The organism is Nonomuraea maheshkhaliensis (assembly GCF_039529435.1).
Lineage (GTDB): Bacteria > Actinomycetota > Actinomycetes > Streptosporangiales > Streptosporangiaceae > Nonomuraea > Nonomuraea maheshkhaliensis.
The window spans coordinates 1-15,657 of sequence record NZ_BAAAMU010000190.1; the positions used below are offsets into that span (position 1 = coordinate 1).

Genomic DNA, 15,657 nt, shown 5'->3' on the forward strand with positions numbered 1-15,657 from the left:
GGCGGGGGGGGGGGGGGGGGGGGCGCCGGCCCCGCCCGCACCCCGGCCGGGGTGTCGGCGGTGATCCACCACACCGGGTTGAACGCCCCGGCCTGTCCGGCGGCGTACCGGGCGGCCAAGGTGGACTTGCCGACGCCGCCCAGCCCGTGCACGGCGGCCACCACCGCCGGCCGGCCGGCGGACAGGGCCGTCCGCAGGGCCACCAGCTCCTCGTCACGTCCGACGAACAGCTGCCGGCGCCCGGGGACGTTCACGGTCGTCGGCGGCGCCTCGACCTCGGTGACCGGCCGGAGCGCCGTGGCGGGCAGCACCGTCTCGTGGACGGTCAGGTCACGCCCGGCCTGATGGACGCGGCCGTGCCCGGACGCGGTGCCGACCTGCCGGACGTGGGGCCGCGCGGCCGGCGGATCGGGCTCGCCTTCCGTCCCCTTCCCCGGCGTCGGCTTCGGCATGGCTCCAGAGTGCCCCCGGGAAGGGGCGGGCGGAACCGTGGTGACGAACGCGTCACCGGGCTCAGCAGCCCGCCGGCGTCATCTCGATGATCCGCGGCGGCGGGGTCAGCAGCAGGGCGGCCAGCAGATCGTGCTGCTTCTCGGTCATCTCCGTACGCTGGCGCAGCGTGCAGGTACGGGCGGCGAAGGTGCCGAGCTTGATCCGGTCGAGCTCGCGCCGCAGCCGCGCCCACGACAGCCCGGTGCGGAACTCGGCGACGGGGACGAGGAGCAGGCTGAGCCAGGTGAGCGGCAGGTGCCTGCGGACGCTCGGCTCGCCCCGGTCGCACAGCCGGGACACGCCCGTGAGCAGGTCGCGCCAGCCGCGTTCGAACGTGAGCAGCCGCATGTAGCCGAGCGCGATGTCCTCGACCGGGAGCTCGGGGTCGGTGGTGCGGACGAGGTACTTGCCGTCGAGGTTCTCCTCGGCTCTGACGGCCTTGGCGTCGATGCGCAACAACCCGCCCGGCGTCATCCGCAAATATCGGCTCATGTGTGGATCTGACGAGATCTGCTGGTGCAGGGCGGTCCGCTCGGCGGAGGGCAGCCGGTCCGTGCCGTCGATCAGCCCGGTGAGCTCCTCCAGCAGCCCGGCGCGCGTCTCGGCGTCCCGCCGCGCGGTCAGGGCGTCACAGCAGATCACGAAGCGTTCGTCCGCGGCGATGTGGACCTCCTTGACCCGCAGGTTCGCCGCGACGCGGTGGTAGCGGCCCTGACGGGACAGCGCGGCGTCGGCCTCGGCCGATCCCGAGCGCAGCTTCGCGCCGACGATGTGGTGGTCCTCGTCCTGTCGCGGGAGGTGCCGGTCGCCGTCGGCCGGGCAGGCGCGGTCGGCCGTCCAGATGACGCGGGACAGGGTCCAGCCCTTCATGTCCTCCTTGGCCCGCCCGATCATGACCTCGTCCGGCGTGCGGCCGGGCCAGCGCCAGACCCTGAGCGGGATGCCGCCACGGGTGACGGCCAGCCCGACCATGGTCCGGCCGTCCGCGTCAGGGCCTGGGGGCGGGCCGAAGGCGGGCCGGCCGGTCGCAGCGGCGTCCCGCAGCGGCTCGTACGCGTCCGAGTCGAGGCCGCTCACCCTCTGAAAGGGCTCGGGACCGGAGGACGGGGACTCGAAGAACAGCAGGTCGGCCTCGCGGTCGAGGTGGTGGGCCAGCTCGCGGGAGACCTCTTCCTGGAGGCTGCCGGAGATCTCGCACAACCAGTCGGTCACCTTCCGGCACGCCTCTTCGGTGATGCCCGGCAGCCCGTCCACGAAGACGTCCTCGTTCACCCAGCGGGCGACCTCCCCGGGCGGGTCCGCCCAGCCGGTCAGGGCCCGGTTGGCGACCAGGGCGAACAGCACCCGCTCCGCCGACGAGTCCAGCCCGCCGTTCACGCACATGCGCCGGAACGTCTTGTCGATCCCCAGCTGCCGCCACAGCGCGTCCAGCACCCACACGCCACCGAACGGCCTGGAGTCCACGAACTCCAGCCCGTCGGCGGTGACGTCGAGGATCTGCTCCGGCCCGAGCTCCTTGATCACCGAGGCGGCCAGCCGTACGAGGGCCTGCCGGTTCGTGGCGTCGTCGCGGCCGAAGTTGTAGATGACCTGCACCTTCGACCGTTTCGTGGCCGCGTCCCACTCGTTGTGCGCCAGCTGCAGGTAGCGGACCACGGAACCGTCCTTGTTCCGCCGGCGGGTCGACCGCAAGTACATGGAGCAGACGGTAGTCCGGCACGCTACAAAAAACGTACAAGTGATCCTTTGAACGCCCGGCGCGGACCGAGATGTGAGCGGAAACCGCTCACCCCTCCCGGGCTCACCACTCACCGTGTGTGATCATGCGGGCGGCCAGGCGAGAACTCCGGCGCGATCACCCGGGCCATGACCGCCGAGCGCCCCGGCGGAGGGGCAGGTCAGGGCTTCGTGCGACGGAAGTAGCTCAAAGATCAACAAGCGTGTATCTAGGTTGTGCGGCCGCCGCCCGCGCCCGGCGACGGCTGAGCAGGGGATTCGCCGCGACCGGGGTCGCCTGGTCCTCTTGACACCCCGTCAGGAGCGCGCCCTTACCGAAGGAAATACCGCCCATATACTTTGACAGCGCCGCTGACTCAAAGCCTTGGCATACTGGTGAACCCTGTGGATGATGAGGGCTTATGAGCTTCTGGCCCCTTAGGCGGCCCACCGGGTCGGCCGCCTCCCCCCGCCTCTCCGCGATCGGCCGCTGGCATTCTGTCGAATGATCCGGGCCGGGACTCCGGCCGGCGGGCCGGAACGGGCCTTCTCCCTCGCGTTTTGCGCGCGTACGGGCTCGGAGTCGTGGCGGGCAGCGGGCCGGTCACGGCGGAAAGCATTCTGCGGAAGGCGACGGAAATGGCACGGGAATTTCACCGCCAAGCTGCGGGAAATTCACGGGGAATGCTCGTTGGGATTCACAGATAACGGGGTGAACCATTTGCAGTTGCACAACAGCGGCATGAGCTCGGTTCCGGATCGAACAGATGCCACGGAGCCTCGCCCGACCGGAATCAGCAGACTTCCCGACACCTCAGAATCAAAGATCGTCTCCGTTCCGATCGCCACGCTCCTGCCCGGTGAGTCGCCGCGACTGCAGGGACAGGACCAGGAGCACGTGGCGCGGCTGGCCGAGATCGACGGCCCGCTTCCGCCCATTCTCGTCCGCCGCACCGACCGGCACGTGATCGACGGGATGCACCGCCTCCTCGCCGCCCTGGTACGCGGGCAGGAGACCATCGACGTCGAATTCTTCGACGGCACCACGGAAGACGCCTTCCTGCACGCCGTGCAGGCCAACATCGCCCACGGCCTGCCCCTGACGCAGGCCGACCGGCGAGCCGCCGCGATCCGCATCGTCGCCTCTCACCCGCACATGTCCGACCGGGCCATCGCGCGGGCCTCGGGGCTCGGGGCGAAGGCCGTAGCCGCCATCCGCCGCCGTTCAACCGGCTCCGTGCCGCAGTTGAACGCCCGCATCGGCCGCGACGGGAGGGTCCGGCCGCTGAGCGGAGCCGACGGGCGGCTGCGCGCGGCCGAGGTCATCGCCAGGAACCCCGACGCCTCGTTACGGGAGGTGGCCAGGCTGGCCGGGATCTCCCCGGCCACGGCGAGCGACGTCCGTAAACGACTACTGTCCAACGAGCCGCCCACGATGCCCTACCCGGCCGACGCCAGGCCGCCGGCTCCAGCCGCGCCCGCGCACGAGGCCGCGATGCCCGACCAGATCGCCCGGCGGCGAGCCGGGCAGGGCACGGCGGCGCACGCGCCGCACTCCGAGCCCGCCCTGGTGCTGGACAAGCTGCTGCGCGACCCTTCGCTGCGGCTCAAGGAGGAGGGCCGCCAGTTGCTGCGACTGCTGCAGCAGACCGCGCTGGCGATGGAGAGCTGGTCCGACCTCATCGCGGCGGTGCCGCCCCATTGGGAGGGGCTGGTGGTCAAGCTGGCCCGCCAGTACGCCGCCACCTGGCAGCAGTTCGCGCAGGAGCTCGACGAACGCGATCCGTCACTGTCCTGGAAGGCGGTCGGCCAGTAACGGCTGCCATGGAACGGCTGTCCCGGGAAGCGCCCGGCCCATGATGGCTGCCCCGCAGATGCGGACGTCGCCGACCACCACAGGTGGATCGGCGACGTCACAGGGGTGGTTACTTCTTCTCCATGGCCTCGATCAGGCTCTTGGGACGCATGTCGGTCCACGACTTCTCGATGTAGTCGAGGCACTCCTGGCGTCCCGCCTGGCCGAAGACGGTCTTCCAGCCTTCCGGCACCGCCACGAAGATCGGCCAGAGGGAGTGCTGTCCCTCGTCGTTCACCAGAACCAGGTACTGGGCATCCGGGTCGTCGAACGGATTCGTCACCACGTCGTCCTTTCTCGGTACGGGATGGGTGGCGCCGGAGAACGGACGTCCGCAACGACGCCGGTCCGGCGTTCGGTGGCCGCGTGATGCGTCGCTCGGCCCCGCGGGACCAACTATGAGCTCAGGCGCCGGGCGGCAGTCAACTTCGGCGTTCACCCGTTCAACTGCGCTGATGCCGCACTTGACCGGGAGCCGCCGCCGACCGTCCGGCGTTCCATCCACAGCATCGACCACGAGGCAGGTGCCCATTGACGGCGGACGAAGCAGCAGAAAAAGCGGTGAAAAGCAGGACATGGGCGGAAAGGCCGGCGGGGTGACCGGGCTGCGGTTCGACGACTCGATCACCCGGCAGCGGGTGAAACGCGGCACGGTGCGGCGGATCCTGCCGTACGCGGCGCCGTACCGCTGGTTCCTGGCCCTGCTGCTGCTGGCCACCGTCACCGTCGCGGTCGTCACGGCCGCCGGCCCGCTGATCCTCAAGGCGATCATCGACGACGGGATCGTGCCGAAGCGCACCGGCACGGTGGTCTGGCTCTGCCTGCTGGTGGCGGCGTTGTCGCTGGTCGAGGCGGGGGCGGCGTACCTGGGGGCGTGGTGCTCGGGCCGGATCGGCGAGGGCCTGGTGCACGACCTGCGGACCAAGGTGTTCGCGCACATCCAGCGGCAGCCGCTGGCGTTCTTCACCCGGACCCGGACCGGCGCGCTGGTCAGCCGGCTCAACACCGACGTGATCGGCGCCAGGCAGGCCCTGACGACGCTGCTGTCGCAGTCGGTGTCGACGCTGCTCACGCTCGCGCTCGTGCTCGCCGCGATGGTCTACCTGTCGTGGCAGATCACGCTCGCGGCGCTGATGATGATCCCGTTCTTCCTGCTGCCGGCCCGGCTGATCGCCCGGCGGCAGGAGCGGCTCGCGCGGGAGGCCATGGAGCTGGACGCCGACATGAGCTCGATGATGCACGAGCGCTTCAACGTGTCAGGGGCGCTGCTATCGAAGCTCTACGGTCACCCGGACGACGACCTGGCCGCGTTCGCGGCGAAGACCGGGCGCGTGCGGGACGTCTCCATCCTGCGTGTCGTGTACGGGCGGATCTTCGGCATCGTCGTCACCGTCCTGACCGCGCTCACCACGGCCGTCGTGTACGGCCTCGGCGGCGTCCTGACCATCGGCGGCTCGCTCGAACTCGGGTCGCTGGTGGCCATGGTGGCGCTGCTGATGCGGCTCTACGGGCCGATCAACCTGCTGGCCTCGATGCAGGCGACGGCGATGACGGCCCTGGTGAGCTTCGACCGGGTGCTGGAGGTGCTCGATCTGGAGCCGCGCATCGTCGAACGCGCCGGCGCGCGGGAGCTGGCCGCGCCCGGCCGCTCGGGCCCGCCCGCGCCGGACATCGTCTTCGACCGGGTCCGCTTCCGCTATCCGGGGGCGGAGGAGGTGTCGCTCGCGTCCCTGGAGTCCTCCGTACGATCGCCCGGCGGCGGCGCGGACGAGCGGTGGACGCTGTGCGACCTCAGCTTTCACGCCCCGGCGGGCAAGCTGACCGCGCTGGTCGGGCCGTCGGGCGCGGGCAAGACCACGATCACCCAGCTCGTCCCGCGTCTCTACGACGCCACCGAGGGCGTGGTGCGCGTCGGCGGCCAGGACGTCCGCGACCTGGCCCTGCGGTCCCTGCGCCACGCGGTGGGGGTGGTCACGCAGGACGCGCACCTGTTCCACGACACGCTGCGGGCCAACCTCGAGTACGCGCGGCGCGGGGCGACCGAGCGCGAGCTGATCGAGGCGTGCCGGGCGGCGCTCGTCTGGGACACGATCAGCGCCCTGCCGGACGGCCTGGACACCGTGGTGGGCGAGCGCGGCCACCGCCTGTCCGGCGGCGAGAAGCAGCGGGTGGCCCTGGCCAGGCTGCTGCTCAAGGCTCCGCCGATCGTCGTGCTCGACGAGGCGACGGCGCACCTGGACTCGGAGTCGGAGGCCGCGATCCAGCGGGCGCTGGAGACGGCGCTGTCGGGGCGGACGTCGCTGGTGATCGCCCACCGGCTGTCCACGGTCAGGAACGCCGATCAGATCCTGGTCATCGAGGCGGGCCGGATCAGGGAGCGCGGCACGCACGAAGAGCTGTTGCTGGGAGGCGGCCTGTACGCGGACCTGTACCGGACGCAGTTCGCCCAGCAGGCGGCCGGAACCGGCGGCTGAGCGGGCCATCTGTCGGCAACCGGTACGTGGACCCCTGAGTGGGCAGGTGAACAATGCGGCGAACGAGCCGGTTGGCGGCGCGATGGACCGGCCGGTCAGTGGCCGGTTAGCGGCAACGATTGGCGGCACGAGGGCGGGCCGGCGGGCGGAACTCCCGTCAGCCGGTCCGGTGGCTCTATGTTGTGGAGCGAGGTATCGGACATGGGGTCCGAGGTTTGGGGGTTGTGGTGGTTTCTGGACGAGTGGTGAAGTTCGACGCGGCGCGGGGCTACGGCTTCATCGCGCCCGACGGTGGCGGCGAGGACGTCTTCCTGCACGTCAACGACATGCTGATGCCCGAGTCCGAGGTGCGGGCCGGGCTCTCGGTGGTGTTCGAGGTCGAGGAGGGCGACAAGGGGCCGAAGGCGTGGCGGGTGCGACCGGCCGAGACGCCGCCGGCCGTGACCACAGTGGCGGCCGTTCCCTCGCGCGTCACGACCGCGCAGGGCGACGATGACGACTCCCTGTGCGACGTGCTCGACGCAGACGACTACCTGCGGGAGGTGACGGAGATCCTGCTCAGCCAGGCGCCGACGCTCACCGGCGCGCAGATCATGCAGATCCGTACCGGACTGCTGCAGTTCGCCAAGAACCACGGCTGGGCCGAGGGCTGAGCGACGGCACGAAGGGCGGGCACCGGTCGTCGGCGCCCGCCCTTCGCGTGTCGCGGCCAGGATCAGCGGGCGAAGTCGCGGACCACGACCGCCGCCGCGCCGACGCTGGGGTGGCGCTGGAGCACCGCCTCGATCTCGCCCAGCTCCATCCGCACCCCCGCGATCTTGACCTGGCGGTCGACGCGGCCGAGGTACTGCAGCGCCCCGCCCGGCAGGGCCCGGACCGCGTCGCCGGTGCGGTAGAGGCGGCCGGTGGGGGTGTCGTGGAACGGGTCCTGGAAGAACGCCTCGCGTGTGCGGTCGTGGTCGCCGGCGTATCCGCGGCCCACGCAGACGCCGCCGACGAACAGCTCGCCCGTCTCGCCCGTCTCGCAGGCGTGCCAGCCGTCGTCCTCGTGGCGCAGGACGTACAGGTCGGCGTTGACGACGGGCCCGCCGATCGGCAGGCGCAGCAGGTCGAGGTCGGCGGCGGTGACCGTGTGGTGGGTGACGTCGTCGGAGCACTCGGTGGGCCCGTAGGCGTTGACGAGCCCGGCGTGCGGCATCTCCCGCAACCAGCGCCGCGCCACCTCGGTGGGCAGCTCCTCCCCGGTGGCCAGCATCCAGCGCAGTCCCCCGAGCGGCCCTGTCCCGGAGGGGTCGTCGGACGGGCCTGTCCGGGAGGCGGTGGCGAGGTCGTCGAGCAGTAGGCGGACCATCGTGGGGACGAGTTCGACGATCGTGATGTCCTCCGCGCCGACCAGACGCGCGAAGGCCACCGAGTCGTACGCCGTCGCGTCGCCGACGACGCGGACCCGGCCGCCGACGACGAGCGGGCAGAGCAGCTGCCAGATGGAGATGTCGAACCCGAGCGGCGCGGTCTGCGCCACCGTGTCGCCGGCGGTCAGGCCCAGGTCGACGACCTTGGCGTGCAGATGGTTGAGCATGCCCTGGTGCTCGACCACCGCACCCTTCGGCCGGCCGGTCGAGCCGGAGGTGAACAGCATGTACCGCGGCTGGTCGAGGCCGTCGAGCCGAGCCGGTCCCGACCAGAGCGGCTGCGCGGCGGCCTCCCCCGCACGAACGAGCCGCACCCCCGCCTCCCGCGCTCCGGCGGTGAGCGTGGGCGAGGCGGCGCCGGCCCCGGCGGCGTGTGCGGGCGAGGCGGCGCCGGCTCCCGTGTCCAGGAGCAGGGCGGCGCCGGCCCTCGTCAGCACCTCGGCCACCCGGGCAGCCGGCCAGGTGGCGTCGGCGGGTACGTACACGGCCCCGAGGAGCTCGATCGCCAGGAACCCGGCGATGACCGCGGCGTTGCGCTCCCCGCCCACCGCCACCACCGTGCCGGGTCCCGCGCCCGAGCGCTCCAGCAGCGAGGCCAGGCGGCGGGCCTCCGCGGCGAGGCCGGCGTAGGTGAGGCGGCGGGTGTCGTCGGTCACCGCGAGGCGGCCCCCGTCCACGGCGGCGGTGCGCTCGACCAGGGTGATCACGGCGTCGGCGAGGTCCACCGGATGGGGGCGGCGCGCCGCCGCGGCGCGGGCACGTTCGGCCTGCCGCGGCGAGATGGGCAGCCTGGGCAGCTCGTCCTGGCCGAGCAGGGCGTCCGCGAATGTCATGTGCACGCTCCGGTAAATGCGGGGAAATAGCCGACCTTGCCGGGCCGAGATTTCCTCAAGTATCGTGACCGGAGCTACCGCGATCAAGGTCGTGCAGAGCCGGAGAATAGGCCGGTCGATCGCTTCGACTTCCCTGACGTGTTTCTGTCGCGTCCATTCCCGTCAAACTGGGGGATTCGGCGAAGTGCCCGTTATCAAAGCTCCGCAGGAGTTCAACGTCGAAGACCTTTTCATCGATTTGCGGACGGTGACGGGGACCCCGCTCTATTTGAAATGCGAGGGGTTCAACTTCGCCGGTTCTGTCAAGCTGAAGGCGGCCATGGAAATGGTGGAGGCCGCCGAGCGCGGCGGTCTGGTCGGGCCTGACTGCGTGCTGGTAGAGTCGTCGTCCGGCAACCTGGGCATCGCGCTGGCGATGGTCGCGGCCGACAAGGGCCTGCGTTTCGTGTGCGTGACCGACCCGCGCTGCAACACCGCCTCCATGCGGCTGATGCGCTCGCTCGGCGCGGAGGTCGTGGTGATCGGGGAGCAGGACGCCAACGGCGGCTACCTGGAGAGCCGCATCCGCTACGTCCGCGACCTGTGCGCCGCCGACGACCGGTACGTCTGGCTCAACCAGTACGCCAACCCCGGCAACTGGCGGGCCCACTACCGGCACACCGCACCCGCGATCGAGCGCAACTTCCCCGGCCTGGAGGTGCTGTTCGTCGGCGCGGGCACCACGGGCACGCTGATGGGCTGCGCCCGCTACTTCAAGGAGCGCGGCGCGCCGGTCACGATCGTGGCGGTCGACGCGGTGGGCTCGGTGACGTTCGACCACTACAACGGGCCGCACGGCGCGGCCTCCGACGTCCCCGAGCGCCGCATGGTGCCGGGACTGGGCACGAGCGTGCGGCCGGAGCTGGTCGACGAGTCGTGGGTGGACGACGTGGTGCACGTGCCGGAGACGGACACGATCCGCGCCTGTCACGGCCTGGCCGCACGCGGGTTCCTGTTCGGCGGCTCGACGGGCACCGTGGTGAGCGGCGCCGCGCGCTGGCTGGAGGAGAAGTATCCGGGTGAGGAGCCGGTCGCCCTGGCGGTCGCTCCCGACCTCGGCGAGCGCTACCTGGACTCGATCTACGAGGAGGGCTGGCTGCGCGAGCACTTCGGCCCTCTCGACCTGCCCGACCGACCGCATTGGAGCACGCACCCATGAGTCAGGTCCCGTCGTTCGCCGTCGTCTCAGGAGAGCAGGTCGCCGGTGTCCTGCACGGCAGGGAGAAGCAGGTCATGGAGGTGGTTGAGGGCGCGTACCGGCTGCACGGCGGGGGCGGGACGGTCAACCCCGACTCCTACTTCCTGCGCTTCCCCGACCGGCCCTCCTCCCGGATCATCGCGCTGCCCGCGTCGGCCGGGAAGCCCGTGGACGTGCACGGCATCAAGTGGATCTCCTCGTTCCCCGAGAACGTGGCGGCCGGCCTCCCGCGCGCCTCGGCGGTGCTCATCCTCAACGACACGGCGACCGGTTACCCGCTGGCCTGCCTGGAGAGCTCGATCATCAGCGCGGCCCGCACCGCCGGCTCCGCCGCGCTCGCGGCCACGACGCTGGCCACCGCCCGGGGGGTGACGCCGCGGCGCGCCGGTTTCATCGGCACCGGGCTGATCGCCCGTTACATCCATACCTATCTGGTGGCGGCCGGTCTGTCCTTCGACGAGGTGGGCGTCTTCGACCTCGCCAAGGAGCACGCAGAGGGCTTCGGCGCCTACCTGACGCGGTCGGGGGCGGAGGAGGTCACGTTCCACGACGACGCCGAGTCACTGATCGCGGCGTCCGACCTGGTCGTCCTGGCGACGGTGGCGGGCGAGCCGCACATTCACGCGCCCGAGGCGCTGGCGCACAATCCACTGGTGCTGCACGTCTCGCTGCGCGACCTGTCGCCGGAGATCATCCTTTCGTCGTGGAACGTCCTCGACGACGTCGAGCACTGCCTGAAGGCCGGTACGTCGCCGCACCTGGCCGAGCAGCGCACCGGCGGCCGTTCCTTCGTCGCCGGCACCCTGTACGACGTGCTGGAAGGCACCCTGACGCCGCCGGCCGACCGGCCCGTGGTGTTCTCGCCGTTCGGCCTCGGGGTGCTCGACCTCGCCGTGGCCAGGTACGTCTACGACGAGGTGGGCGCGGCGGGCGACCTCATGACGGTGCCCGGCTTCTTCCACGAGCTGAAGCGACACGGCTGACGACCCGCCTGCCCGAGCCCGCCTCCCCCAGGCCCGAGCGCCCGGCTCCCGAAGAGCCCGCCTCCCGATCACTCGGGGGCGGGCTCTTCGCCGTCAGCCGTCCGGCTGCCCGCCGTCACCCGTCCAGCCGCAGCCAGTCGGACACCGCGGCCCACACCTGGCCCAGGGTGTCCGGCTTGGCGATGTCGTAGTGGGTGCAGGGGATGCGGGCCACCCCGATCTCCCCCGTCACGTACGGCCGCCACAACTCGGGCCTGCGCGCCTCGTCGGAACCACTCTCGTCGGCCACGACCACCAGCACGTCCCCGTCGAACCGGCCGTGCTCGAAGCCGCGGCGCAACTTACGGTGGTTGCGCAGGAGCCGCGCGAACGTGCGGATCTCGTCCTCGGTGGCGGCGCCGAAGCCGTTGCCCGCCTGCCAGCGGACGATGTCCATCTGCCGTTCGAGCGCGGCGTCGGGGTCCCCGCCGTGCTCCTCCGCGTGTTCGTCCGGGGCCTCCTGCTCGGCGGGAACCCACGGGTACTGGTCGAGCAGGACCAGCGCCCCGACCTGCTCACCGGCCGCGCGGAGCTGGACGGCGATCTCATGAGCGACGCCACCCCCGTACGACCAGCCGAGCAGGTGGTACGGGCCGTGCGGCTGCACGGAGCGGATCTGCTCGATGTAGTCGGCGGCCATCTCCCCGATGGAGCGGGCGAACTCCGTGGTGCCGTCCAGGCCGCGGGACTGCACCCCGTACAGGGGGATGTCCGGCTGGGCGTGGCGGGCCAGCGGCATGTAGCACCAGCTCAGGCCGCCCGCGGCGTGGATGCAGAAGAAGGGGTCCCGCTCGCCCTCCGTGCGGATGGGCAGCAGCACGTCGAGCGCGTCGCGTACCGAGGAGAGCGTCATCCGCCGCATCAGCTCGGCGACGGTGGGGGCCACGAACAGGTCGCGGACCGCGATCGTCACGCCGCGCCCGCGCAGCCGTTCGACGAGCCGGACGGCCAGCAGGGAGTGGCCGCCGAGGGCGAAGAAGTCGTCGTCCAGGCCCACGCTGTCGCGGCCGAGCACCTCGGCGAACGCCTCGCACAGGCCGGCCGCGATCGAGGTGACGTCCCAGTGGGTGACGGTGCGTTCCTCCGCGCCGGTGCCGGGGGCGGGCAGGGCCTTGCGGTCGAGCTTGCCGTTCGGCATCAGCGGCAGCCGGTCGATCACCACGACGGACGCCGGCACCATGTAGCCGGGCAGGCGTTCCTGGGCGGCGGCGCGCACCGCCGGACCGAGTCCGTCGGCGTCGCCTCCGGGGACCACCACGACGTCGAGCCGCCGGTCGCCGGGCCCGTCCTCGCGGACCAGCGCCACGGCCTGCGTCACGCGCGGGTACGCGGCCAGCACGGCCTCGACTTCGCCCAGCTCCACCCGGAAGCCGCGGATCTTGACCTGGTCGTCGGAGCGGCCGACGTACTGGAGCTCGCCGCCGGCGCTCCACCGCACCACGTCGCCGGTCCGGTACATGCGCGCGCCGCCGGGCCGGAACGGGCAGGCCACGAAGCGGGAGGCGGTGAGCCCGGGACGGCCGAGGTAGCCGCGGGCCAGGCCGTCACCGGCGATGTAGAGCTCGCCGGCCACGCCGGGCGCGACCGGCTGGAGGGCGTCGTCGAGCACGTAGACCTGCGTGTTGGCGACGGGCGCGCCGATGGACGACACGTCGGCCGTGGGGCCGGCCAGCACCTTCGCGGTGGACCAGACCGTGGTCTCGGTGGGGCCGTACAGGTTCGTCAGGGTCGGGGTCCGGCCGAGGATCGTGCGCGCCAGGTCGGCCGGCAGCGCCTCGGCGCCGATCATGGCACGGACGGTCGTCCAGTCCACGGGGTCGCCGTCGTCGGCGATCAGGCCGCGCCACAGGCTGGGGGTGGCGTGCACCATGGTGACGCCGGCGGTGCGGATCAGCGCGCGCAGCGCCCACGGGTCGAGCACCTGCTCCTGCTCGGCGAGGACGACGCGGGCGCCGGTCACCAGCGGCAGGTAGAACTCGAAGCCCGCCATGTCGCATCCGTGCGTGCTGACGGCCAGCAGCCGATCGGCGGCGGTGGGCGCGAACGTGTCCCGCATCGACAGCAGGAAGTTGACGATCGCGTGCTGCTCGACCAGCACGCCCTTGGGGCGTCCGGTGGAGCCGGAGGTGTAGATCACCCACATGGGGTGGCGGGGCTCCACGGTCACGTCCGGCCTGGTGCCGGCCTGTGCCAGCACCTCCGGCTCGCCGGCCACGACGACGGGCACGCCGGCGTCGATCTCGAACTCGGGCAGGCGCGGGCGCAGGTCCTCGCCGGTCAGCACGCAGGCCGCGCCGGAGTCGGCGATCACGTACGCGATGCGGCCCGCCGGGTAGGCCGGGTCGATCGGCAGGTAGGCGGCGCCCGCCTTGATCACGCCGAGCAGTGACACCACCAGCTCGATCCCGCGCTCGAAGACGGCGGCGACGACGGACTCGGGCCCGATGCCCAGGCCGATGAGGCGTCCGGCCACCTGGTTGGCCCGCCGGTCCAGCTCGGCGTACGTCAGCTCCACGTCACCGCAGGTCAGGGCCACCGCGTCAGGGGTGCGGGCGACCTGCGCCTCGAACAGCCCGACGACCGTCGTATCCGGTACGGGGGCGGCGGTGTCGTTCCAGCCGGTGAGCATGAGCCGGCGTTCGGCGTCGCCGAGCACGTCCACCGCGCTGAGCCGCAGGCCGGGATCGGCCGACAGGGCGGCCAGCACCCGGACCAGGCGTTCGGCGATGCGCTCGACCGAGGCGCGGTCGAACAGGTCGGCCGCGCCGACGACCGCGCCACGCAGGCCCGCCGCGCCGCCGTCCGCGTCGAACGCCTCGCCGAGGCTGACGTCCAGGTCGAACTTGACCACGGACGTGTCCTCCCCCGCCGCCGCCTCGCCACCGCCGGGGCGGCGGCCGGCGTCCAGGCCCGGCAGGTCGAGGCTGGCGCCCGCATTGTTCTGCAGCAGCAGCATCACCTGGAAGAGCGGGTGCCGGGCCAGCGATCTGGCCGGCGACAGCTCCTCGACCAGGCGCTCGAACGGGACGTCGGGGTGGGCGAACGCGCCGAGCCCGGCCTCCCTGACCCGGGCGAGCACCTCGCGGAACGTGGGGTCGCCTGACAGGTCGGTGCGCAGGACGAAGGTGTTGACGAAGTAGCCCACCAGGCCGTCCAGCGCCTCGTCCGTCCGCCCGGCCAGCGCGGAGCCGATGGGGACGTCGGTGCCGCCGCCGAGCCGGGACAGGAGCACCGCCAGCGCGCCCTGGACCATCATGAACATGGTGACGCCCTCAGCGCGGGCGACCTCGCGCAGCCGGGCGTGCACGTCCGCCGGGACCTCCACCGGCACCCGCCGGCCCAGGTGCCCGGCGACCTCCTGGCGCGGCCGGTCGAACGGCAGCGGCAGCTCCTCGGGCAGGCCGGCCAGCGTGTCGCGCCAGTAGGCGACCTGACTGGAGATCAGGCTGGCGGGGTCCTCGCTGTCGCCGAGGACGTCGCGTTGCCAGAGCGCGTAGTCGGCGTACTGGACGGGCAGCGGCTCCCACTCCGGGGCCCGGCCGTCGCGGCGGGCGGCGTAGGCGGCGGAGACGTCGCGCGCCAGCGGCGCCCACGACCAGCCGTCACCGGCGATGTGGTGCACCACGACGACGAGCACGTGCTCGTCAGGGCCGGTGGTGAACAGCCAGGCCCGGATCGGCGCCTGCGCGGACAGGTCGAACGTGTGCGCCCGCGCCTCCTCCACCGCCGCCGCCAGCTCGTGCGGCGCGACCTGCCTGACGGTCAGCTCCCAGTCGAGGTCGTCAACGGGGATGATCCGCTGGTACGGCTCGCCGTCGGCGACGGGGAACACGGTGCGGAGCACCTCGTGGCGGCCGATGACGTCACGGAAGGCGGCGCCCATGGCGTGGCTGTCGATCGTGCCGGACAGGCGTACCGCCACGGGGATGTTGTAGGTGGCGCTGGGGCCTTCGAGCTGGGCGATGATCCACATGCGCCGCTGCCCGTACGACAGGGGAACGCGTTCGGGGCGTGTACCTGCCGTCAGCGGCGCCCGCGCGCGGGCGGCGCCGTTGAGGCCGGCCGCCAGTCCCGCGACGGTGGGGGCGTCGAACAGGGCGCGGATCTCGATCTCGACGCCGAGCAGGGCGCGGATGCGGCTGACCAGGCGGACGGCGAGCAGCGAGTGGCCGCCGAGGGCGAAGAAGTCGTCGTCCACGCCGACGCCGTCCAGGCCGAGCACCTCGGCGAAGGCCAGGCAGAGGATCTCCTCCTGCGCCGTCGCCGCCGGGCGGCCGCCCTCGGTCTGGGCGGAGCCGTAGTCGGGGGCGGGCAGGGCGTGGCGGTCGAGCTTGCCGTTGGCGGTCAGCGGGAGCGCGTCGAGCACCACCCAGGCGGACGGGATCAGGTGGTCGGGGAGGCGGTCGGCGGCGAATTTGCGGGCCGCTGACGGGAGGTCAGCGGCGTTCTCGGGGTCGTCGGCCACGAGGTAGCCGACGAGGCGGATGTCGCCTGGGCCCTCCTCGCGGGCGATGACGGCCGCCTGGCTCACTGCCGGGCACGCGGCCAGGGTCGCGGTGATCTCGCCTGGTTCGACGCGGAACCCACGGATTTTCACCTGGTCGTCGACTCGGCCG

Annotated in this window: 9 protein-coding genes and 1 pseudogene; 5 read left to right on the top strand and 5 right to left on the bottom strand. The window is 72.3% G+C overall.

From position 1 onward, the window contains the following. Window positions 1-452 (bottom strand): annotated as a pseudogene (locus ABFX54_RS53095) (hypothetical protein); the annotation flags it as partial. Between the two features lie 61 nt (window positions 453-513). Next, window positions 514-2,190, bottom strand: a complete 1,677-nt coding sequence (locus ABFX54_RS53100; protein ID WP_346114950.1) for an IS1634 family transposase — start codon at window positions 2,188-2,190, stop codon at window positions 514-516. Between the two features lie 760 nt (window positions 2,191-2,950). On the opposite strand from ABFX54_RS53100, the gene ABFX54_RS53105 reads away from it, so the two are divergent. Further along, the gene (locus ABFX54_RS53105) at window positions 2,951-4,024 is read left to right on the top strand and encodes a ParB N-terminal domain-containing protein (RefSeq protein ID WP_346114951.1); all 1,074 of its coding nucleotides are present in this window, start codon (window positions 2,951-2,953) and stop codon (window positions 4,022-4,024) included. A 109-nt stretch (window positions 4,025-4,133) separates the two neighbouring features. On the opposite strand, the gene ABFX54_RS53110 is transcribed toward ABFX54_RS53105, so the two are convergent. Beyond that, a complete protein-coding gene (locus ABFX54_RS53110; protein ID WP_345572647.1) occupies window positions 4,134-4,346 on the bottom strand; it encodes an MbtH family protein in 213 nt (70 codons plus the stop codon). 292 nt (window positions 4,347-4,638) lie between these two features. Between ABFX54_RS53110 and ABFX54_RS53115 the strand changes: the two genes are divergently transcribed. Then, a complete protein-coding gene (locus ABFX54_RS53115) occupies window positions 4,639-6,537 on the top strand; it encodes an ABC transporter ATP-binding protein (protein WP_346114953.1) in 1,899 nt (632 codons plus the stop codon). Between the two features lie 245 nt (window positions 6,538-6,782). After that, complete coding sequence (locus tag ABFX54_RS53120; RefSeq protein WP_346114955.1) at window positions 6,783-7,190, top strand: cold shock domain-containing protein; 408 nt, start codon at window positions 6,783-6,785, stop codon at window positions 7,188-7,190. Window positions 7,191-7,252: 62 nt separating this feature from the next. Here ABFX54_RS53120 and ABFX54_RS53125 read toward each other — a convergent pair whose 3' ends face one another. After that, window positions 7,253-8,782: an amino acid adenylation domain-containing protein gene (locus ABFX54_RS53125; RefSeq protein ID WP_346114957.1), complete on the bottom strand. Its 1,530-nt coding sequence runs from the start codon at window positions 8,780-8,782 to the stop codon at window positions 7,253-7,255. 184 nt (window positions 8,783-8,966) lie between these two features. On the opposite strand from ABFX54_RS53125, the gene sbnA reads away from it, so the two are divergent. Both sbnA and sbnB read left to right on the top strand, forming a co-directional pair. Next, window positions 8,967-9,980, top strand: a complete 1,014-nt coding sequence (gene sbnA / locus ABFX54_RS53130; protein WP_346114959.1) for a 2,3-diaminopropionate biosynthesis protein SbnA — start codon at window positions 8,967-8,969, stop codon at window positions 9,978-9,980. Next, window positions 9,977-11,002, top strand: a complete 1,026-nt coding sequence (gene sbnB / locus ABFX54_RS53135) for a 2,3-diaminopropionate biosynthesis protein SbnB (protein ID WP_346114960.1) — start codon at window positions 9,977-9,979, stop codon at window positions 11,000-11,002. Before sbnA ends, sbnB begins: the two co-directional genes overlap by 4 nt. A 115-nt stretch (window positions 11,003-11,117) precedes the next feature. On the opposite strand, the gene ABFX54_RS53140 is transcribed toward sbnB, so the two are convergent. Then, window positions 11,118-15,638, bottom strand: a complete 4,521-nt coding sequence (locus ABFX54_RS53140; RefSeq protein WP_346114961.1) for an amino acid adenylation domain-containing protein — start codon at window positions 15,636-15,638, stop codon at window positions 11,118-11,120. Between the last annotated feature and the right edge of the window lie 19 nt (window positions 15,639-15,657).